The sequence below is a fragment of the Bifidobacterium choladohabitans genome, from assembly GCF_016102005.1.
Classification (GTDB): domain Bacteria; phylum Actinomycetota; class Actinomycetes; order Actinomycetales; family Bifidobacteriaceae; genus Bombiscardovia; species Bombiscardovia choladohabitans.
Genome location: NZ_JACFPL010000001.1, coordinates 773,921 through 795,677, shown reverse-complemented (window position 1 = coordinate 795,677; position 21,757 = coordinate 773,921). Strand labels below are relative to the sequence as shown.

The window sequence follows — 21,757 nt, the reverse complement described above, 5'->3', positions numbered from 1 at the left end:
GTCAGTTATGGCTATGACGGGGGTTCTCCACCGGGGGGAGGGGCGGCGATCTTCTTGCCTTCGGCGGCTGAGGGAAGAGGGGGACTATCACATTGCCGAAAGCAGTCCGAACTCCGCTCCCTCCCCGGTTCGAGCGGCCGGGTGCCGGTGCCGGGCCTGACTCATTCCCGAGGCCAGGAAGAGTGGACCAAGCAGTGCGGCTATCCGACCAAGTATGTATGGGTCACACCAGCTTTACTCCTGTGGAGCCTTGGCTGACATGGCCTTGTGGAAGATGGCCACGATGATCAGGGCCAGCAGGGAGGCCAGCGCCATGACCCAGAACATGTTGGCCACCTGGGCCTGAATGCCGGTCTTGACGCCCGCCAGAGCAAGCGACCCGAATCGGGGATTGGCCATGAGCCCGCTGTAGACAGCCATGCCGATGGAGGCCGAGGTGTTCATCATCAGATCCCCGATGCCGATGCCGCGTCCGTTCTGGTCCACCGGCAGAGTGGCCGAGAAGGAGTCGTAGAGGGGCGTGTAGGACATGGTGATGCCGGCGATGAAGACCGAGGCCAGCGCGGTCAGGACCCAGAAGCCCGAGGTGAGCATCAGGGCCGAACCGGCGGCTCCGGCGATCATGAGCAGGGCGGACAGGATCAGCATGGGCAGGCGTCCCATGGCGTTCATGATGACTCCGGACAGGCAGCCCACCAGGGTGGCCACGATGTAGACGATGGTCAGGCAGAGGGAGACCTGGCTCAGGGAGATCCCGTAGATTCGGTCGCCGATTACGTTGTAGATGGGCACGCAGGCGAAGTTGAAGAAGTAGAAGACGAAGAGGGCCAGCAGGACAGCCATGTAGGCGCCGTTGGTCACGAACCCGCGGCTCAGGAAGGGATTGGCTCCCTTCCAGACGTAGCCGGCGAAGATCAGGATCAGAACGGCTAGCACCCCAAGCATCCAGGTGGCCGGGAAGGAGAAGTAGACGGCCACGAATCCGGCGATCAGCGCGAACAGGGCGATGCCGAAGACGTCGATGCGCTCGCCCTTGATGCCGGTGTCAGGCGTGTACTTGAGCACTGGGGGGATGAGCAGGACGGAGACCAGCGGCACCAGGAAGAGGTAGCGCCAGTCGATGGAGGTGATCAGCCCGCCGGCGAAGATGCCTACAGCCGAGGATGCGTAGTAGACGGCGTTGAAGATACCCAGATAGAAGGCGCGCTCCTTGTCGCTCAGGTACTTCATGGCCATGACCAGGAAGACCGAGCCGGCCACCTGGCCGCCCGCGGTCTGGATCATGCGGGCCAGGACCACGGCCCAGAAGTTCGATGCGCCGAAGAAGCCCAGAAGGCTGCCGACGATCAGGGCGCCCACGCCGAACAGGGTCATCTTCCTTGGGGAGATGTAGTCGCAGAGGGTTCCGTAGAGCATGCAGACCACGCCCAGGACGATGCCGGGCAGGGTGCTGATCAGCGAGGCGTTGGCGGACATCCCCAGGGAGTCGCCCACGTTCTGGAAGACCAGGTTGAAGGCCTGGATCATCAGTGTGCCCAGCAGGAAGATGGCCAGCAGGGCCGGCAGGGCCCGCTTGGTGCTGCGGCGGTTCTCGTCCACGGTCGCTTCGGTAGCCGTTGTGGTGATTGATTCGCTCATGACTGCCGTCCTTCTATTGTTCGCTCTCGGTCTTGCGCACCAGGGTCAGGAGCCTGTCCATGAAGCGCCGGGTGAATCGCTCGGTGTCGACCGACAGGGCCACCTTGGTGTTCTTGACCGTGTCCAGAAGCCTGTTGGGGTCGCCGATGGTACGGGCCCGCTGCGGTCCCTCGGTCTCGACCATCAGGTTGGTGGCGAAGGTGGTGACCAGGCTGGGGTCGATGGCCACGGCGGCGGCCAAGGGGTCGTGCAGGTTGCAGCCGCCCAGGTAGGCCCCGCTCTCCTTTTCGCTGATGTCGATGTAGTAGTCGGTCATGTCCGCCAGGAAGCGTCCGGCGCTGGTGCCTGTGGCGCGCAGGGCTTCGGTGTCCTCGCGGCTCATCAGGGCCTGGGTGGTCACGTCCAGACCGACCATGGTGATGTCTGCGGTGGTGGCGAAGACCCGGTTGGCGGCCTCGGGATCCTGGTTGATGTTGGCTTCCGCGAAGGGTCCCACGTTGCCCGGCTGGGTCAGCGTGCCGCCCATCATGACGATGCTGATGCGGTCGACGATGTCGGGGGCCTTTTCCAGGGCGGCGGCGATGGTGGTCAGGGCGCCGGTGGGCACCACGACCAGCTCGCCCTTGGGATAACGGCGGACCGCGTCGATGATGAAGTCCACAGAGCTCTGCTGGCTGGCCTGCCGGTCGGTCTGTGCGGGGATTTCGATGTTGCCGGTGCCGTTGGCCCCATGGAAGATCTCGGAGTCCGGCGGAACGCTGAAGGAGTCGGCCGTGCTGGGGTGATCGATCCCCTTGAAGACCGGAATGTCCTCCCTGCCATACATGGCCAGCAGCCGCAGATCGTTGTCGACGCCTTGGTCGAGCACAACGTTGCCGTAGGTGCCGGTGATTCCGATCAGTTCGGCGTCCGGGGAGCCCAGAACGTAGGACAGGGCCAGCGTGTCATCGATGCCAGTGTCCAGATCCAGGATGATCTTGCGGACGGTTCCCTTGCTTGCTGACACGTTGGTCTCCTTCCCAGAAGGATGGGCGGCCCCAACCTTCTGCTTACCTATGTCGTGCCTTCCCTAGGCTGATTCGTTACTGCCGTGAAACAAACAACCTGTTTGATGTAACGTTTCATCAAACTGTACGGAGCTAAACTACCTGTGGCTTGGAGGCTTGTCAAAACGCGTCGTGGGGTGTTCGCCATAAGAGCAGAGACCTGCAAATCCATCGGTGATGTCCGCAGCTGCGGGTGGTCGGCCGCTTTTCCTCGCAACCGACGATAATGAGGGTATGACTTTAGCGACTCCTGAACGGTATGTGGCGATGCTCGATGCGGCCAGACGGGGGTCCTACGCCTTTCCCGCCATCAATGTGACCAGCACCCAGACCCTGAACGCGGCTCTGCAGGGGCTGGACGAGGCCCAGTCCGACGGGATCATCCAGGTCTCCGTGGGAGGTGCCGCCTACCTGTCCGGACAGCGCCTGGCCGACCGGGTGGCTGGTTCCATCGCCTTTGCCAAGTTCGCCCACGAGGTGATCGCCCGTTATCCGAGTATCACCGTGGCCCTGCATACGGACCACTGCGCCCCGCAATACCTGGACGAGTGGGTGCGTCCCCTGCTGGCCTACGAGAAGGATCAGGTGGCCCACGGTCAGGATCCACTCTTCCAGTCGCATATGTGGGACGGTTCCGGTCTGCCCCTGCGGGAAAATCTGGCTACGGCGGCGGAGCTGCTGGAGTTGTCCCGTGCCGCCCACACCGTTCTCGAAATCGAGGTAGGCGTTGTCGGCGGCGAGGAGGACGGTCACTCGGCTGCTATCGATCAGCGGCTCTATTCCTCGCCCGAGGACGGCCCCAGGGTGGTCGATGCCCTGGGTCTGGGCGAGCGCGGCCGCTACATGGTGGCCTTCACCTTCGGCAACGTGCACGGGTCCTACAAGCCTGGTGTAGTCAAGTTGAGGCCCGACCTGCTGGGGCAGATCCAGGCCAGGACCGCCAGAGCCATATCTAATGGAGAGGTCGGCGGCATCCCCGCCCCGGGCGCCCCTGCCGACAAGCCCTTCCTCCTGGTCTTCCACGGGGGCTCCGGCTCGCAGCCGGAGGAGATCGCCTCGGCCGTCGCTCATGGCGTGGTCAAGATGAATGTGGACACCGACACCCAGTACGCATTCACCAGGGCCGTGGCCGGGCACATGTTCGCCAACTACGACAAGGTCCTCAAGGTGGACGGGGAGGTCGGCGAAAAGAGTGAGTACGACCCCCGTTCCTGGGGGCGCCAGGCCGAGGACGGGATGGCGGCGCGCGTAGTCGAGGCCTGCCAGCAGCTGGGCAGCGCGGGACGGGCCATGAGATGACTGGAAATCCCCTGTCCGAATAGGGTCCTGCGGGCGGGGGAGCCGCGATCGGCTGCTGAGCCTGTCCGGACCTTCTGATGCCTGGGTCGGTGCCTGGGTCGGTTCGCCTTCCGCTCCATACGTAGGGTTAGGCTCGTCTATGGATGGTCTGCCGTTGTTTCCTTGGATGGCGACCAGTGGATAAGGAGCATCGTATGCCTGGAATCGTGATCGTCGGGGCCCAGTGGGGCGACGAGGGCAAGGGCAAGGCAACGGATCTGATCGGCGAGCACATGGACTACGTCGCCAGGTTCAACGGGGGCAACAATGCCGGCCATACCGTGGTTGTGGGTGACCAGGAGTACGCCCTCCACCTTCTGCCCTCGGGGATTATTCACCCGGCCATCACCCCGGTCATCGGCAACGGCGTCGTGGTCGACCCGGCTGCCCTCTTCGAGGAGATCGATGGGCTCCAGTCCCGCGGCGTGGATTGCAGCCGGTTGAGGATCAGCGAGTCCGCGCACATCATCGCCCCCTATCATCGGACGCTGGACAAGGTGACCGAGCGTTTCCTGGGCAAGCATAAGATCGGCACGACAGGCCGTGGGATCGGCCCGGCCTACGCCGACAAGATCAACCGTGTGGGCATCCGTGTGCACGACCTGTTCAATGTCGACCACCTGCGCGACAAGGTGGAGGCCAGCCTGCACCAGAAGAACCAGATGCTGGTCAAGCTCTACAACCGTAGGGCCATCGAGGTGGAAGCCACCGTTGAAGAGCTGGCGGGATACGCCGAACGGCTCAAGCCCTACGTGGCCAATACCTCACTGATGCTCAACCAAGCCCTGGAACAGGGCAAGAACGTGCTTTTCGAGGGCGGACAGGCCACTATGCTGGACGTGGACCACGGCACCTACCCCTTCGTCACCTCATCCAACTGCACGGCCGGGGGTGCCTGCACCGGCACCGGCGTGGGACCGACCAAGATAGACCGGGTGGTCGGCGTGGCCAAGGCCTATGTGACCCGCGTTGGCGAAGGGCCCTTCCCCACCGAGCTGGACAACGAGCAGGGCGAATGGCTCCGCCGTCAGGGCCACGAGTACGGGGTGACCACCGGCCGCTCCCGCCGCTGCGGCTGGTTCGACGCGCTGGTCAGCCGCTATGCGGTGCAGATCAACGGCCTGACCGACATCGTGCTGACCAAGCTGGATGTTCTCTCCGGTCTGGAGACCATCCCGGTCTGCGTGGGCTACGACATCACCCGGTCCGATGGCTCCCGTGTCAGGGTGGATCAGATGCCCGTGGACCAGGCCGAGTTCCAATCCGCCCAGCCGGTATACGAGGAGCTGCCGGGCTGGCGCGAGGACATCTCCGGCGCCAAGAGCTTCGAGGAGTTCCCGACCAAGGCCAAGGACTACATCCACCGCCTGGAGGACCTGTCCGGCTGCCGCATTTCGGCTGTGGGCTCGGGCCCGGGCCGTGACCAGATTGTGCAGATCCACTCCCTGATCGGCTGAGGAATCTCCATGGGTCTGCCCTGCCTGGCCGCCTTCCCCGGGGCGGTCGGTACGGGAATCATCATCTCCACGGACGAGCCTCTGGGAGAACGGCTTCACGGCGCCATCGCCGATCTGATCGAGGGTTACGAGCGTGCCCTGTCACGGTTCAGGCAGGATGCCATACCTGCGCAAATGGCCCGGGCTACTCATGGGGGCAGGTTCGTCTTTCCCGACTATTGTCAGGGGCTCTTTGATCTGTATGACAGGCTGTATTGCGCCACCGAAGGGGCCCTGGACCCCATGGTGGGCGAGGACCTGACTCGTCTGGGCTACGGCAGGCAGCCCACTTTCCGGCTGCAGGCCGACGCCGCCGGGCGTCTGGGACGGATTCATGGGCGACCGACCTGGGGTGATGACCTCAGACGTCAGGGTGCTGTCCTTATGACTGCCGGACCGGTCAGCCTTGATTTCGGGGCGGTCGGCAAGGGCTATCTGGTAGACCTGATTGCCGACCTGCTCGAACCTCGGGTGGAAGAGTATCTAATCGATGCCGGTGGCGACATGCGTATGCGGACCTCTCACCCGGTCTCCATCGCTATGGAGGATCCCGCTGACCTGTCTGCAGGCGTGGGCCGGGTCGGGCTGTCCCATGGGTCCCTGTGCGCCTCGGCGCCCAGTCGCCGCCATTGGGCCGACCGGTCCGAGGAGACTGCGGCGGCCGGACTGACAGCCCTTCATCACATCCTGGATGCCATCAACGGCCGTCCGGTCGACCGCGTGCTGGCCTCCTGGGTAGTGACTGACGAGAAGAACAACGAACACCCCACGGGTCTGGCCGACGGTCTGGCCACCGCCCTCTTCCTGACGCCGCCGGATGCGCTGGCCACCCGATTCTCCTTCTCCTGTGCACTGATGTATGCCGACCGCCAGGCCGTGATCTCTGACGAATTCCCAGGTCGGTTCTTCACTGACTCCAATATCCATCCGTCCACATAGTGGACCTGTCTCGTTGGACAAGCCGGTGCCAGGCCTATGGTCGGCACCAATGCGGATGTGCAGAGAACGCATCCGATTCGTGAATGATGAAGGGAGGTTCGCCGTGATGACCAGCTTGACAGACACCCGCCGATTCGGCACCGTGTCCGCACGAATTATTAGCCCGTCCTCACCGGCGGACTGACTCGACAATCTTCATTGTTCGACCCCGTCGGAAGGCGGGGCTGGACGCATAGGCTTCATCGCATCAGACCCTGCCGACAGCGGGGTTTTTCTATAAGGAGATGAGATGAAGTGACGGCAAACGACGTCAGTGTTGCTTCCCCGGCCTCGGCAGCCTCCGCGTCCGGCAGCACCCGTGTGACCCGCAGCTCGGTCCGCACGGTCATCGGGGCCTCCATGGTCGGCACGGCCATCGAGTTCTACGATTTCTACGCTTACGGGACGGCTTCGGCCAACTATTTCCCCAAGCTCTTCTTCCCCAAGACCGATCCGACCGTGGCCCTCCTGGCCTCCCTGCTGACCTTCGCCATCGCTTTCATCGCGCGGCCGCTGGGGTCCTTGATCTTCGGACACTTCGGGGACCGTCAGGGACGCAAGACCACACTGGTGGTCTCCCTGCTGACCATGGGCTGCTCCACGGTCCTGATCGGCGTCCTGCCCACCTACGCCACCTGGGGTCTCTGGGCCGTGGTGGTCCTCTGCCTGTGCCGGTTCGTGCAAGGTATCGGCCTGGGCGGCGAGTGGTCCGGCGCGGCCCTGGTGGCCACCGAGAACGCTCCGGAAGGCAAGAGGGCCCTCTACGGCTCCTTCCCTGAGCTGGGCGCCCCCATCGGCTTCTTCCTGGCCAACGGAACCTACTTCCTGCTGGAGATGTTCTGCACCCCAGAGCAGATGCTGAGCTGGGGATGGCGCGTGCCCTTCCTGCTCTCCGCCATCCTGGTGGTCGTGGGGCTGGCCGTGCGTGTCTCCATGCAGGAGACTCCCATCTTCCAGATGGCCCTGGATCAGCAGAAGGTCGTCAAGACCCCGCTGTTGGAGGTCTTCCGCAAGAGCTGGCGCCAGGTGCTCCAGGCCACCTTCCTGGTCGCGGTCACCTACACCCTCTTCTACACCCTGGCCACCTGGTCCCTGGCCTACGGCACCAAGCCCAAGTCCCAGGGCGGCGGCGGACTGGGCTTCACCAACCAGGAGTACCTGCTCATGCTCATGGTCTCCATCCTGGTCTTCGCCCTCTTCATCGTGCTGGCCTGCGTCTACGCGGACCGCATCGGCCGTCGCCGGGTGCTGATCGGCAGCTCCGTCATGCTGGTGGTCTTCAGCCTGGTCTTCCCCTACCTGCTCATGGCCCACCACAACACCTTCCAGGTCATGGTCTTCCTCTGCGTCGGATTCGCCCTGATGGGCATCGCCTTCGGGCCCATCGGCGCCTTCCTGCCGGAGCTCTTCGACGCCAACGTGCGCTACTCGGGTTCCGGCATCGGCTACAACTTGGCGGCCATCGTGGGCGCGGCCTTCGTGCCTACCATCGCCACCTGGCTCTCCTCCCACTGGGGAGTGCGTTCGGTCGGGCTCTACCTGGCCGTTATGGCGGTCTGCTGCCTGGTGGCAGTGCTGACTTGCCACGAAACCAAGGATGTGGACTTCACCAAGTAAGCCCTGGATGCATCCCACCGGCCGGTTCCTCGAATCGCGCCGATGTCCAAACAACGAATTGCGGACAGTCCATCTGGCCATATCACGAGTATGGTTGGAGGCATACCGTATCCAGAGGGTACGGATTGGGGTCAAGGACAAAATCCGTCGCCCCGGTCGAAAGAGCATCGTCCGCCTGGAACAACGACAGGAATTCACAGTATTTTGCGTTCCCCGGCCTGGATAGAGCCGGTCCGGTTGGACCGCACATAAAGGAGTGTAGATAATGGCAGCACAGATCTGGTATGAGAAGGATGGGGACCTTTCGGTTCTGGATGGCAAGAAGGTGGCCATCATCGGCTACGGTTCCCAGGGACATGCTCATGCGCTGAACCTGCGTGATTCCGGTGTGGACGTTGTGGTCGGCCTGCGCGCCAACTCCAAGTCGGTGCCCTTCGCCAAGGAGCAGGGCCTGGAGGTCAAGACCGTACCCGAGGCCACCAAAGAGGCCGACATCGTCATGATCCTGGCCCCCGACCAGTACCAGCGCAACATCTGGCGGGACGACATCGAGCCCAATATCAAGGAGGGCGCGGCAGTCGCCTTCGCCCACGGATTCAACATCCATTATGGCTACATCAAGCCCAGCGCCGACCACCCGGTCTTCATGGTCGCCCCCAAGGGCCCGGGCCATATCGTCCGTCGTGAGTATGTCGCTGGCCGTGGCGTGCCCGTGGTCGTGGCCGTGGAGCAGGATCCGCGTGGCGACGCATGGGACATCACCCTGGCCTACGCCAAGGCTCTGGGCGCCCTGCGCGCCGGCGCCATCAAGACCACCTTCAAGGAAGAGACCGAGACCGACCTCTTCGGCGAGCAGGATGTGCTCATGGGTGGCGTCAACCACCTGGTCGAGGCCGGCTTCGAGGTGCTGACCGAGGCTGGCTATCAGCCCGAGATCGCATACTTCGAGGTGTGCCACGAGCTCAAGATGTTGGTCGACCTGATGAACGAGGGCGGCCTGAACAAGGCCCGCTGGTCCTGCTCCGACACCGCCCAGTACGGCGATTTCACCTCGACAGTGGTGGACGAGTCCACCAAGGACAGGATGCGTCATCAGCTGCAGCGCATTCAGGACGGCTCCTTCGCCAAGGAGTTCATTGACGACCAGGATGCCGGCGCCCCCAAGTTCAAGGAGCTCCAGGAGAAGTACTCCCACGAGAAGATCGAGGAGGTCGGCCCCAAGCTGCGCGCCATGTTCTCTTGGAACAAGGATGTCAAGGATGCCGACGAGGCCCAGTCCTTCACCGGCAAGATCGCCCGCTCCCAGGTGCAGTGACCTCTAGGGTCTGTCGGGAGGACCCTGCATAGTCAGACTGACCATTCAGCAAATGGCCGTTCCCTCATCCGGATGCAATGCCGATGAGGGAACGGCCATTTTGTTATCGTGACCTGACATCCATGTTTCAATCATGCGATCAGATTGTTTCACCGAACGGATCGATTACGTGGATGTGTGAAATTTTCAAGTGCCGGAGGATATTTAGTGGTGCCCCCATCCAGATGGTCAATTCCACCTGGATGGGGGCACCGTTTGTTATAGAGGACTGGCCTTTCTGCAAGGGTGTCCGCTGAACCTACAGCTTCAGCGGGCGGATTCGGCGCCGGACACGTCCATATCCTTGAGGCGCACGATCTTGGTGTGGTTGACGAACTTGAAGCCCAGGTAGAGGACCAGGACCAGAACCACGCTGAAGTAGGTCATGGCCATGTGCGACCAGTTCAGGCTGAGCAGGGAGGGGATGTCCTGTCCGGCAATGACGATGACGCAGAGCACCATGGCCAGGACCGGGCCGAACGGGTAGAGCTTGGAGTGGTACTTGAGCTCGCTCAGGTCGTGTCCCTGGAGCTTGAAGGCCCTCCGGAAGCGGAAGTGGCTCAGGGCGATGCCGATCCAGGCGATGAACCCGGTCAGCCCGGTGGCGGTCACCAGCCACATGTAGAAGGATTGGCCGAAGATGCTGGAGGCGAAAGTGGCCAGGGACATGCAGACCGTGGCCACCAGGGCCGCCAGGGGGATGCCCCTCTTGGTGGTCCTGGCGAAGATGGCCGGGGCATAGTGGTCCTTGGCCAATCCGTAGAGCATGCGGCTGGAGGCGTAGGCCCCGGTGTTGACGGCCGAGAGGATGGATGTCAGCACCACCGCATTCATGACGCTGGCTGCCGAGGCCAGGCCGGCCCGCTGGAATACCAGGGTGAAGGGCGACATGGCGATGTTCCCGTCAGAAGCTCCCAGGAGGTTGGGGCTGGTGTAGGGGATCAGGGCGGCGATGACGAAGATGGAGAGCACATAGAAGAGCAGGATCCGCCAGAAGACGTCGTTGATGGCCTTGGGGACCGCCTTGCCGGGGTTTTCGGACTCGCCGGCGGTCACGCCCACCACCTCGGTGCCTTGGAAGGAGTAGCCGGCGATCAGAAAGACGCTCATGATGGCCGGGAAACCTCCCACGAAGGGGGCGTCCTTGTAGGTGAAGTTCTTCAGGCCGACCGCCGGCTGGAACATGATTCCGCAGATCATGGCCATACCGATGACCAGGAAGACGATGATGGTGGCCACCTTAATCAGGGAGAGCCAGAATTCCGTCTCGCCGAATGCGGAGACCGTCAGGGCGTTGATCAGGAAGACGATGACCAGGACCAGCAGGCTCCAGATCCATCCTGGGGTATGGGGCAGCCAGTACTGGATCAGCAGTGCGGCGGTGGAGATGTCCACGGCACCCGAGATGGTCCAGTTCAGCCAGTAGTCCCAGCCCATGGCGAAGCCCAGGGCCGGATCCACGTAGCGGGCGCTGTAGGCGGCGAAGGATCCCGACACCGGAAGGTGGGTGGCCAGCTCGCCCAGACTGGTCATCAGAAAGTAGACCATGACGCCCATGGCGATGTAGGCCAGGAGTCCTCCGCCGGGGCCGGCTGTGGAGATGGTGGAACCGGAGGTCATGAACAGTCCGGTGCCGATGCAGCCGCCCAGGGCGATCATGGAAATGTGGCGGGTCTTGAGGTTGCGCTTGACGCTGCCGTAGCCATGATGCTCTTGCCCGGCCCGGTCGGATTGATTGGTGTTCGACGCTGTATAGCTGGTGTTCTGCGTCATGATCCTCCTCCTTTTGGCTGGGCGACGCACCGGGGAATCCGGGGTCGTACTGATATTGCGATTCCTGATATGCCGGCTGGATGCCGGAATAGATTCATATGGCCGGGTCCTTGAGCCGGTCCTCGAACGCTTAGGGAGTCTATGCCATTGATATGGCCTTTCGGCTCCCGTGGTCACAATGTGTCATGTTAGCTGGCAAATCTTTCATGGCGATTCCGGGTCCCCGCTCAAATCCATGGCCTCCAAGGGCACGATCCGGGTATGGTAGTGGATCTTGTAGCCCAGATAGAGCGCAAGTACCAGGGGCACGCTGATGTAGGTGACGCCGATCTCCTGCCAGTTCCAGTTGACGAAGGCCTCGAAGTTCTGCCCGCCGATGACGATGACGCATAGGACCAGAGCCAGGATGGGCCCCAGGGGGAAGAGCTTGGCATGGTAGCGCAGCTCCTCAACCCGGTGGCCCTGGACCACCCAGGCGCGGCGGAAGCGATAGTGGCTCAGGGCGATGCCGATCCAGACGATGAATCCGGTCAGTCCTGAGGCGGCCACCAGCCACATGTAGATGCGCTGGCCGAAGATGCTGGCGGCGAAGGTGGCCAGGGAGACCACCAGAGTGGCGACCAGCGAGGCCATGGGGATGCCGTGACGGGTGGTGTGTCCGAAGAAGGCCGGGGCGTAATGGTCCTTGGCAAGGGCGTAGAGCATTCGGGTTGAGGCGTAGACCCCTGAGTTGGCGGATGAGAGGACCGAGGTCAGGATGATGGCGTTCATGACGCTGGCCGCCGAGGCCAGGCCCGCCCGCTGGAAGACCAGGGTGAAGGGCGACATGGCGATGTCCCCCTGGGCGGAGCTGAGCAGGTTGGGGCTGGTGTAGGGGATCAGCGCGGCGATGACGAAGATGGACAGAATATAGAAGAGCAGGATTCGCCAGAAGACGTCGTTGATGGCCTTGGGGACCGCCTTGCCGGGGTTTTCGGACTCGCCTGCCGTGACCCCGATCAGCTCGGTGCCCTGGAAGGAGAAGCCTGCAATCAGAAAGACGTTGAGAATGGCGGGGAATCCGCCCACGAAGGGAGCGTCCTTGTAGGTGAAGTTGCCCAGGCCCACGGCCGGACGGAACATGATTCCGCAGATCATGGCCAGACCGATGACCAGGAAGACGATCACCGTCACCACCTTGATCAGGGAGAGCCAGAACTCGGTCTCGCCAAAGGTGGACACGGTCAGGGCGTTGATCAGGAAGATGACCACCAGGACCAGGAGGCTCCAGACCCAGCCTGGGGTGTGGGGCAGCCAGTACTGGATCAGCAGGGCTGCGGTGGAGATGTCCACAGCCACGGTGATGGCCCAGTTCAGCCAGTAGTTCCAACCCATGGCAAATCCCAGGGCCGGATCCACATAGCGGGCGTTGTAGGCGGCAAAGGAGCCGGAGGTGGGTAGGTGGGTGGCCAGCTCGCCCAGGCTGGTCATCAGGAAGTAGACCATGAGGCCCATGGCCGCGTAGGCCACCAGCGCGCCTCCCGGTCCGGCCTTGGCGATGGTGGAGCCGGAGGTCATGAACAGTCCGGTGCCGATGCAGCCACCCAGGGCAATCATGGTGACGTGGCGGGTCTTGAGGTTGCGTTGAACCCGGTCGGTGGATGCGGAGGGACTGGCCTTTCCGCCCTGCCTGGTCGCCATGACTGCTCTTCTCCTCGAACTGACCTGAGAGCCCTATGACAACGGTTCCGGCCGGTTCCGCTCAGGCGGAATCCAGACGTATTGCCTGTCCGTGACACTGCACATAGCGCTCCGCAACATCGGGTTGCGACAGTCCCGGACCTGTTCGACCCGGGCCCAACGGGACGGATGGGCGGATCCGCGCCGTTTCGGCCGGACCTCCTTTCGCCGGGAATGGACGACACCGCACTGTCTGCTCCCGGTTACTGATAGGTTCGGCGACCTCATCAGTGGTTTTGCAATTATGGGCCAGCATAGAGGGATTCTCAGACAAGGCAACGCGGCTTCCCTGCCTTCGATGGCGGTTGGCGGGTTCCCCTTATATCACTGCCGCGCTCGCCGCTGGGTCAGCTGGTAGGCCACCAGGAGGACGATCAACCAGATGGGCCCGGCGATGACGGCCACCCGATAGCTGGACGAGAAGCACATGAGCACGACGATCATGGCCAGGAATGCCAGGACCGCCCAGGGGGTCACCCGGGCAAAGGGCAGCTTGAAGTGCAGGGCGTTCAGAGCGCTTTCGCCGGTCTTGTCCGCCAGGTCGCCGGGGCCTTTACCGCGGGCAACGGCTCGCCGGAAGAGCATCTCGGTCACCATGATCATGGACCAGTTGATGATGGCCGAGATCGTGGCGATGCTCATCAGGTAGTTGAAGGCGAACTGGGGCCAGAGGAAGACCACGACCACGGCCAGGGCGATGATGCAGGCCGAGGTCAGCACTCCTGCGTAGGGCACCCCTCCCTTGGAAAGCCTTCCCAGATACTTGGGGGCATTGCCCTGCCGGGCCAGGGAGAAGAGCATGCGGGAGTTGGAGTAGAGGGCCGAATTGTAGACGCTCATGACCGCAGTCAGGCAGACGAAGTTGAGGATGCCTGCGGCCGCGTGGACTCCAACCGAGTCGAAGATCTGGACGAAGGGGCTAACGACCATGCCTTGCGCATTGGGCTTGCCGATGGCATTCCAGGGAACCACGGCCATGATCACCCCAAGTGTCAGGATGTAGAAGACCAGGATCCTCCAGATGATGGCGTTGGTGGCCTTGGGGATGGTCCGACGGGGATCGGAGGCCTCCCCGGCGGTGATGCCGATGAGTTCCGTGCCGCCGAAGCTGAACATGACCACCGCCAGCGACATGAGCAGACCGGTCCACTGGCCATTGGCCCCGTGACGCATGAGTCCGTTGGGCAGGAACCCGCCGCCCACGGTGAACCAATTGGCGAAGGAGGCCCGCAGTCCGTTGGCCGTGGGCAGGGCCATGACCACGACGGCCAGTCCGCCGATGATCATGGCGACGATGGCTGCGATTTTGATGATGGCGAACCAGAACTCGAACTCGCCGAACTTGCTGACTCCCATCAGATTGGCCGCCGTGATGACCACCAGGAAGAAGGCCGCGGAGACCCAGGCGGGGATTGCCGGGAACCAGAAGTTGACGAAGGTGCCCACCACGGACAGTTCGACCATGGATACCAGCACGTAGTTCATCCAGTAGTTCCACCCCGAAACGAACCCTGCCCGCTTGGACCAGTAGCGGGTGGCGTAGTAGCTGAAAGCGCCGGACTTGGGGTCTTCCACGCTCATTTCGCTCATGGCCCTGACGATCATGAAGATGGCCAGACCGCCTATCAGATAGGCGATGATGATGGCCGGCCCAGCCAATGAGATGGATTCCCCGGACCCGTAGAAGAGTCCCGTTCCGATGGCGCCGCCCAGCGAGATGAGCTGGATATGCCTGTTCTTCAGGGTCTTGCGCAGGTTCTTGCCCTGCGACTCCTTGGGTTGATCCATGGGGATGTCATTCCTTAGGTGGTGGTAGTGGCCAGCTGAATGTTGCCGGCTGACAGGGCCAACACTATAGGAGCCGACCCGAGCCGGATGACCATGCCTTTACATTGTGGAATAAAGGCGTCCGAAATGTGAGACGATCAATTCACCGAATGATGACCGCCGGGCCCTACCATGGGCGTCGGTGCCTGCCGTCCGTTCCCGGTTATCGACACCTCTGTGGTATTGCTGACCTACCGGCCTCGATGGGCATCCCTTCCTGGGCGGCGATGATTAATGGGTTGTGAAGACAAGGAGGTGCAGTCGCATGAACCGTATGGGCAATGGCCCTTTGGCGCAGCAGAATCAAGGTGACGGCACCTCGGCAGGCGACGGCATGGAACGCGGTCTGAGCAATCGTCATGTACAGTTCATCGCCATCGGCGGCACCATCGGCACCGGGCTTTTCCTGGGGTCGGGCAAGTCCATTGCCCTGACCGGGCCCTCCATAATCCTGGTCTACATCGGCGTCGGCGTGATCATGTACCTGCTCATGCGGGCCATTGGCGAGCTCATGTATCGCAGCCCCGTCCAGCACACCTTCATCGCTTTCATCAGCCACTACCTGGGCCAGGGGTGGGGGTCCTTCGCCGGTTGGTCCTACTGGATCGTGCTCATTCTGATCGGCATGTCCGAGCTGACCGCCGTGGGCACCTACTTCGTCACCTTCTTCGGCACCTTCGGCATCGATCTGAGCGCCTGGCGGGGTCTGATCGAGCTCTGCTTCCTGACGGCCATGGTGTGCATCAACCTGATTGCCGTGAGGGTCTTCGGGGAGACCGAGTTCTGGTTCTCCATGATCAAGATCACCCTGATTCTGGCCATGATCGTCACGGCTGTGGTCATGGTCATCACGGGCTTCCACTATCCGGCCGTCCACATGCCGGGACAGGATCGGATCAGCCCGGCCGGCCACGCAGGTCTGGACAACATCACCACCGGCCTGAGCCTGGCGCCCAACGGGTGGATGGCCTTCTTCATGAGCTTCCAGATGGTCTTCTTCGCCTACGAGATGATCGAATTCGTGGGGGTGACCGTCTCCGAGACCCAGAATCCCCGCAAGGTCCTGCCCAAGGCCATCAACCAGATCATCCTGAGGGTGCTGATCTTCTATGTGGGAGCCCTGGTCGCCATCATGCTGATCGTGCCCTGGCGCTCCTTCCGCCCCAACGCCGACGGCAGCTTCACCTCGCCATTCGTCATGGTCTTCCGTTACGCCGGTGTCGACTGGGCGGCCGCTCTGGTCTTCTTCGTGGTCATCACGGCAGCCAGCTCCTCCCTGAACTCCCTGCTCTACTCCGCCGGCCGCAACCTCTTCCAGCTGGCCGCCGCCGGCCGCTCTCCTGTGATGCGCAGCCTGCATACAATCTCACGCCGCGGCAAGGTGCCCGCCCGGGCCATCGTCCTGTCCGGAGTGCTGATCCTCTTATCCCCGGTGTTACATCTGCTGCCAGGCTTCGAAGACACCTTCGTCCTGTTCACCTCCTGCTCCAGCGCGGTCATCATCTTCATCTACATCCTGACCCTGCTCGCCCACCGTCGCTACCGGACCAGCAAGGATTTCATGCCCGATGGGTTCATCATGCCGGCCTACCGGGTGACCGGAACCGTTGCCATCGCCTTCTTCGTCCTGATTTATCTCTCGCTCTTCCTGGCTTCCGACACCCGGTATCCAGCCATACTGGGATTGGTCTGGCTGCTGGTATTCGGCGGCATCTGCCTGTGGAAGCATAAGGGTGAGCCGTTGGCGGTCGACTGACCATCTGCGGGCGCGGGCGCATTATATGGCTTCAAAACGGTATAAACAAGTCTGTTTTTCCACTTGTGCCTGAGCTAGATTGATTTTCAGTAATTGTCAAATCGGCCTTCGTTTCTCGCAGGTTCGATTACGAGGGACTGACGAAGGAGATCATCACCCATGGTTGCACAGGTCGGCAGGACACGAGTGGCCAGGACCGCTGGCTCCCTGCTCTCATGCCTGCTGCTGACCCTGATATTCCTGGTCCTGCAGACCCCGCAGTCGGCCATGGCGGCGAGCGGAGCCACGGATTATGACAGCTGGACCCAGGTGGCTGGTTCCGTATCCCGTCAGCTGGATCGAGGGTGTGAGGATTATGCCCGCGGGGATCGCGCCGGGGCGGCCTCGGAATTCATGGGGGCCTACAACGTGGGTTACGTGGGCTCCGGATTCGTTTCGGTGGTGGGGTCGACCCTGGGGCAGGACAGGCGCAACGCCCTGGACGGGCAGTTCCAGGCCCTGCAGAGCCAGGCCTATGCCCCGGATGCCGGGCAGGCCCTGACCCAGGGCAGCGAAAAGCTCAAGGCCGATCTGTCCGCTGCGGCCACCCAGCTGGATGCCACCCAGGGGCTGGCCAATCCCCGTGCGTATGCCAAGGATCAGCGGGAGCAGATCAAGGCGGACCGTCGAAGGCTGGACGCGGCCAAGAAGCATCGGAACAACGGCAAGGGCGACCGGACCTGGACCCAGGTGGCCCACGAGATGACGCCCATTCTGGATCAGGCGCTCGCCCAGGCATCCAAGGGGCAGGGCCAGGCGGGATCCGATCTGGTCAACAAGGCCTATTACCAGTATTACGAAAAGCTGGGCTTCGAGAAGAACGTCATGAACGCCATCAGCGGCAACAGGGTCTCCCAGGTCGAATACCAGTTCAAGGAGACCCGGATGGCCATGGTGGCAGGCAAGCCGGCCAAGACCCTGGTGAACGACCTGAAGAGCATGCTGGTCGAGGACGCAGCCATTCTGGATGGGGGCGCCGCGGACCAGGTCAACGGGTGGACGACCTTCCTGACCTCAGCCTTCGGCCAGGCCTTTGTGGTCCTGCTGAGGGAGGGACTGGAGGCCATCCTGGTGGTGGCGGCCATCATCGCCTACCTGGTCAAGGCCGGCCATAAAGACAAGGTTCGGCACATCTACTGGGGCATTGCGGCAGGTCTGGTGGCCAGCGGGCTGGTGGCCCTGCTCTTCACCCTGCTCTTCAACGGGAACGGTCCCCAGCAGGAGATCCTGGAGGGCGTGGTGGCCCTGGTAGCCATGCTCATGCTGCTCTACACCAGCAACTGGATGTTGTCCAAGTCCTCTGTGGAATCCTGGAACCACTACATTCAAAGCCGGACGGTGGCGGCCATCTCGAAGGGCAGCGTGATCTCCCTGGCTCTGCTCTCCTTCCTGGCGGTCTTCAGGGAGGGGGCTGAGACGGTCATGTTCTACCAGGCCATCTTCGCCATGGCCCCTGGTGGCAGACGGGAGATCTGGACCGGTTTTGCGGCTGCCGCCGTGGTCCTGGTCATCGTTTTCGTGCTCATCCGCTTCACCTCGGTCAAGATTCCCATCCGGCCCTTCTTCATCATCACCAGCCTGCTCATGGCGGTCATGGTGGTCATCTTCGCCGGGGGCGGCGTCCATGCCCTGATCGAGGGCGACCTGGTGCCGGCCACCTACCTGCCCGGTGTGCCCACCAGCGACTGGATCGGGCTGTATCCCTACACGCAGACCATCGGCGCCCAGATCCTGGCGGCCCTGGTCGTGGTCGTGCTGGCGATTGTGTCGACCCACCGCCTGCACAAGCAGGAGCGGTCGCGGTCGAATCAGGACTCCGGCGGGTCGCCGTCGGCAACCGTCCATCGGACGGAAACCGAGAAGGCCGCCGAAGGGGCTGTGCCCTCTGAGGTCACGGCATCCATGCAAACACCAAAGAGCGAAGGACAATCATGAAGAAGAGACAATTGACCGCCCTGGTCGCGCTGGTGCTCTCAGGCACCCTGGCCCTGGCGGGGTGCGGCTCCGGCGGATCGGGTACCCGTGAGGCCCCCGCGCCTGAGGCTTCCGGCGCCTCCCAGTCCTCGGCGGGCAAGGGAGCCGGGTTCGAGGAGATTCCCATCCCGCCCGACGACCAGCAGAAGGGCCCCCTGAGCATCGGCACGGTCTTCTTCCAGCCCATCGACATGGAGCCTGCATCCATGGGGTTGAAGGCGGCGGATGCCAGCCTGCACCTGGAGGCCGATATCCACGCCCTGCCCAACAACAACCTGGGCTATGCCAAGGGTGAGTTCGTTCCGGATCTGACCGTCAACTACACCATCCAGAACAAGGATGACCCCAATGACAAGCAGTCCGGCACCTTCATGCAGATGAACGCCTCGGATGGTCCGCATTACGGAGCCAACATCAAAATGGAGAAGGCCGGATCCTACAAGCTGACCTATTCCATCGACTCCCCGGAGAAGAAGGGTTGGATGCTGCACGTCGACCCGGAGACCGGCGTGAAGGGACACTTCTGGACCGAGCCCATCGTGGTCAGCTGGGACTGGGACTACACGCCCCACCAGTGGTAAGCTGCTATGCACCATGCTTGAGCAATTTGTCACGGTCTTGCCGGGGACGCTGGCCCCGGCCCTCCTGGTCATGGTTTTCAGCGTGCTTCTGGGGATTGGCGAGGGCCGCGATCGGCCTCGTTCCTCCTCATGGCGACTGATTGGCCTGGGGGTCGGCGTGCTGGGGGCGCTGGTCTTCGCCCTCCTGCGCGCCACCGTGATCATCAACCGCCGGACCATGGTCAACTACCCGACCCTGGTAGCCTGCGTTCTGACCGATCTGGCGGCCATTGCGGTGGTGCTGGCCGCCGACCGGCTGGTCTCGGACTGGCATCGGCACCCCTGGGTCATGGATCTGGCCAACGCCCTGGCGGCCCTGGCCATAGCCCTGACCACCTTCCGTGCCCTGCCTGATGTCATCCTGCAGCTTACGGCCTTTGTGGAGCCGGGGGAGCCTGTGCTGACCTCGGCCATGCTCCTGCGGGCCCTGGGCTTCCTGCTCGGCCTTGCCGCCGCTGTGACGGTGGCCGCCATTCTGAGGACCATGCATACCTCCTGCCCCCGGATAGCCTTCCGCCTGGCCGCCCTGCTCATGGTGGTCCTGCTGCTGGTCCGGCACATCGTGGCCCTGGTGGCCCTGATGCAGACCACCGGCCTGGTTCTTCTGCACGGCTGGGCCTTCCGGGTCATGGCCCTGGGTTACAACGCCGACCTGACCTTGGTTCTTGCCCAGGTGCTGGTCTTCATCATTCCAGTCCTGGCCTGTCTGGTTGCAGGCTGGCGCATGCCGGTGACCGGAGCCTCCACAGCGGAAGACCGTAGCCACCGGGCCTTCCGCCGAAGGGCCCTGGCATCGGCGGTCTGGAGCCTGGTGGCCATGATCGGCGTCACCCTGGTCCTGACGGTGGGCACGGCCCAGGCCCACAAGGTTCCCGTGCTCTCACCTCCGGAGCGGTATTCCCTGACTGCCGATACGGCCACCATCCGCTTCTCCCAGGTGGAGGATGGCCACCTGCATCGATTCAGCTACCGGGCCAAGGACGGCACCGAGATGCGCTTTATCATCATCCGCAAGAATGGCGCAGCCTACGGAGTCGGGCTGGATGCCTGCGATAACTGCGGGGATGCAGGCTATTACGAAAAAGACGGCAAGATCATCTGCAAGAAGTGCGACGTAGCCATCAACCTGGCCACCATCGGGTTCAAGGGCGGCTGCAATCCCGTCCCTCTGCCCTATAAGACCGGCCGGGGCGCCATACTGATCAGCACCGCCGACCTGGATGCTCTGTCTTCACACTTCAAGAGCTGAAAAAAGGGAAGGAGCGGTTGGTATGTTCTTCATGCGAATGATGCTGCGGTCATTCAGCCGCCAGTTCGGGCGAAGAATGCTCATCGCCGTCACAGTCTGCCTGTCGGCCTGCGTGGCTACGGCCATGCTGGGGGTGGTCTTTGACGTCGGCGACAAGCTCAACGCGGAACTGTCCACCTACGGGTCCAACATCACGGTCCAAGCCAAGGCTGATGCCGTGGTCTCCGACCTCTACGGCGACCAGGAGGGCAGCCCCTCAGGCGATGAGTCAACGCCAACCGCCTTCCTCAAGGAGTCCCAGGTGCCCAGGATCAAGACCATCTTCTGGGCCTACAACATCACCGACTTCGCTCCCCGCCTGGATCTTCGTGGCACTGTGGACCAGGTCGGTGCCCCCCTGGTAGGTACCTGGTTCGGCCGGACCGTCAAGGTAGACAGCGGCGAGAGCAGTACTGCAGGTCTCAAAGGTCTTAGGCCCTGGTGGAAGGTTCAAGGACGCTGGCCCAGGGACAAGGCTGGATCCGGTGGCCGAACCGAGGCCATGATGGGCAAAGAGCTGGCTGCACGACTGGGCGGCCGTCAGGTTGGTGACCAGGTCAAGGTCGGTCTGGGTGATCAACAGCGGACCGTCACCATTGTGGGCATCTTCGACTCCGGTGATTCTGACGCCTCCTCCCTCTACCTGCCTACCAGGCCGTTGCAGGAGATGTCCGGCCTGACCAATCAGATCGACCAGGTGGAGGTCAAGGCTCTGACCACGCCCGAGAACGACCTGGCCCGCAAGGCCGCACGAAACCCAGCTGCCCTCTCCCAGGACGAGTGGGAGACCTGGTACTGCACGGCCTACCCCTCATCCATCGCTTACCAGATCGAGGAGGCCATCCCCGGGTCCATGGCCAAGCAGGTCAGACAGGTGGCAGCCCTGCAGGGCGATGTTCTGCAAAAGACCCAGGCGGTCATGATCCTGATGACCGTGCTCAGCCTGCTGGCTGCAGCCATCGCCGTGGCTAATTTGATGGCGTCCTCCATATCCGAGCGGTCCTCGGAGTTCGCCCTGCTCAAGGCCTTGGGCGCCACCGACGGGGCTGTATCCCGATTGGTGCTGGCCGAGACGGCCCTGATCGCCCTGGCCGGGGCTCTGGTCGGTGCCTTGCTGGGCTCCGGGGTGGCTCAGATTGTGGGCAGGGTGGTCTTCGGATCGGGCATCACCATGCGCCCCATGGTCTTCGTGCTGGTCTTCGTGCTGCTGGCCCTGACTGTGCTGCTGGCGTCCATCTCGTCCATCAGATCGATTCTGCGGCTTCGGCCGGCGGAGGTGCTTCATGGCCGCTGA

The 21,757-nt window shown here is 62.8% G+C and carries 15 protein-coding genes and 1 riboswitch; of the genes, 10 read left to right on the top strand and 5 right to left on the bottom strand.

Annotated elements, in window-relative coordinates; translation table 11 throughout:
* Positions 1-234: 234 nt before the first annotated feature.
* Both H3S97_RS03315 and H3S97_RS03310 read right to left on the bottom strand, forming a co-directional pair.
* Positions 235-1,638: an MFS transporter gene (locus H3S97_RS03315; RefSeq protein WP_198219604.1), complete on the bottom strand. Its 1,404-nt coding sequence runs from the start codon at positions 1,636-1,638 to the stop codon at positions 235-237.
* A 13-nt stretch (positions 1,639-1,651) separates the two neighbouring features.
* Positions 1,652-2,644, bottom strand: a complete 993-nt coding sequence (locus tag H3S97_RS03310; protein ID WP_198178442.1) for a nucleoside hydrolase — start codon at positions 2,642-2,644, stop codon at positions 1,652-1,654.
* 274 nt (positions 2,645-2,918) lie between these two features.
* Between H3S97_RS03310 and fbaA the strand changes: the two genes are divergently transcribed.
* The 5 genes from fbaA to ilvC all read left to right on the top strand — a co-directional run bounded on the left by fbaA (position 2,919) and on the right by ilvC (position 9,428).
* A complete protein-coding gene (gene fbaA / locus H3S97_RS03305) occupies positions 2,919-3,983 on the top strand; it encodes a class II fructose-bisphosphate aldolase (RefSeq protein ID WP_198219603.1) in 1,065 nt (354 codons plus the stop codon).
* A gap of 194 nt (positions 3,984-4,177) precedes the next feature.
* Positions 4,178-5,479, top strand: a complete 1,302-nt coding sequence (locus tag H3S97_RS03300) for an adenylosuccinate synthase (protein WP_045935936.1) — start codon at positions 4,178-4,180, stop codon at positions 5,477-5,479.
* A gap of 9 nt (positions 5,480-5,488) precedes the next feature.
* Positions 5,489-6,457: an FAD:protein FMN transferase gene (locus tag H3S97_RS03295; RefSeq protein ID WP_198219602.1), complete on the top strand. Its 969-nt coding sequence runs from the start codon at positions 5,489-5,491 to the stop codon at positions 6,455-6,457.
* Between the two features lie 399 nt (positions 6,458-6,856).
* Positions 6,857-8,113 (top strand): MFS transporter, encoded by a 1,257-nt coding sequence (locus H3S97_RS03290; RefSeq protein WP_195760154.1) that lies wholly within the window; start codon positions 6,857-6,859, stop codon positions 8,111-8,113.
* 265 nt (positions 8,114-8,378) lie between these two features.
* Positions 8,379-9,428 (top strand): ketol-acid reductoisomerase, encoded by a 1,050-nt coding sequence (gene ilvC, locus H3S97_RS03285; protein ID WP_015022635.1) that lies wholly within the window; start codon positions 8,379-8,381, stop codon positions 9,426-9,428.
* 306 nt (positions 9,429-9,734) lie between these two features.
* Here ilvC and H3S97_RS03280 read toward each other — a convergent pair whose 3' ends face one another.
* From H3S97_RS03280 to H3S97_RS03270, 3 genes are all read right to left on the bottom strand, one after another.
* On the bottom strand, positions 9,735-11,240 hold the full coding sequence (locus tag H3S97_RS03280; RefSeq protein WP_198219601.1) for an amino acid permease: 1,506 nt from the start codon (positions 11,238-11,240) through the stop codon (positions 9,735-9,737).
* A gap of 204 nt (positions 11,241-11,444) precedes the next feature.
* The gene (locus H3S97_RS03275) at positions 11,445-12,836 is read right to left on the bottom strand and encodes an amino acid permease (RefSeq protein WP_408610421.1); all 1,392 of its coding nucleotides are present in this window, start codon (positions 12,834-12,836) and stop codon (positions 11,445-11,447) included.
* Positions 12,837-13,016: 180 nt separating this feature from the next.
* A riboswitch (Lysine riboswitch) is annotated at positions 13,017-13,195 on the bottom strand.
* Positions 13,196-13,283: 88 nt separating this feature from the next.
* Complete coding sequence (locus H3S97_RS03270) at positions 13,284-14,747, bottom strand: amino acid permease (protein WP_198219600.1); 1,464 nt, start codon at positions 14,745-14,747, stop codon at positions 13,284-13,286.
* A 328-nt stretch (positions 14,748-15,075) separates the two neighbouring features.
* On the opposite strand from H3S97_RS03270, the gene H3S97_RS03265 reads away from it, so the two are divergent.
* From H3S97_RS03265 to H3S97_RS03245, 5 genes are all read left to right on the top strand, one after another.
* On the top strand, positions 15,076-16,542 hold the full coding sequence (locus H3S97_RS03265) for an amino acid permease (protein ID WP_408610420.1): 1,467 nt from the start codon (positions 15,076-15,078) through the stop codon (positions 16,540-16,542).
* A 159-nt stretch (positions 16,543-16,701) separates the two neighbouring features.
* Positions 16,702-18,516, top strand: coding sequence for an FTR1 family iron permease (locus H3S97_RS03260; protein WP_198219598.1), 1,815 nt, complete (start codon positions 16,702-16,704; stop codon positions 18,514-18,516).
* Complete coding sequence (locus H3S97_RS03255) at positions 18,513-19,136, top strand: iron transporter (RefSeq protein ID WP_198219597.1); 624 nt, start codon at positions 18,513-18,515, stop codon at positions 19,134-19,136. The genes H3S97_RS03260 and H3S97_RS03255 overlap by 4 nt, the downstream gene beginning before the upstream one ends.
* A 13-nt stretch (positions 19,137-19,149) precedes the next feature.
* Positions 19,150-20,424, top strand: a complete 1,275-nt coding sequence (locus H3S97_RS03250; RefSeq protein WP_198219596.1) for a DUF2318 domain-containing protein — start codon at positions 19,150-19,152, stop codon at positions 20,422-20,424.
* A 22-nt stretch (positions 20,425-20,446) separates the two neighbouring features.
* Complete coding sequence (locus H3S97_RS03245; RefSeq protein WP_198219595.1) at positions 20,447-21,757, top strand: ABC transporter permease; 1,311 nt, start codon at positions 20,447-20,449, stop codon at positions 21,755-21,757.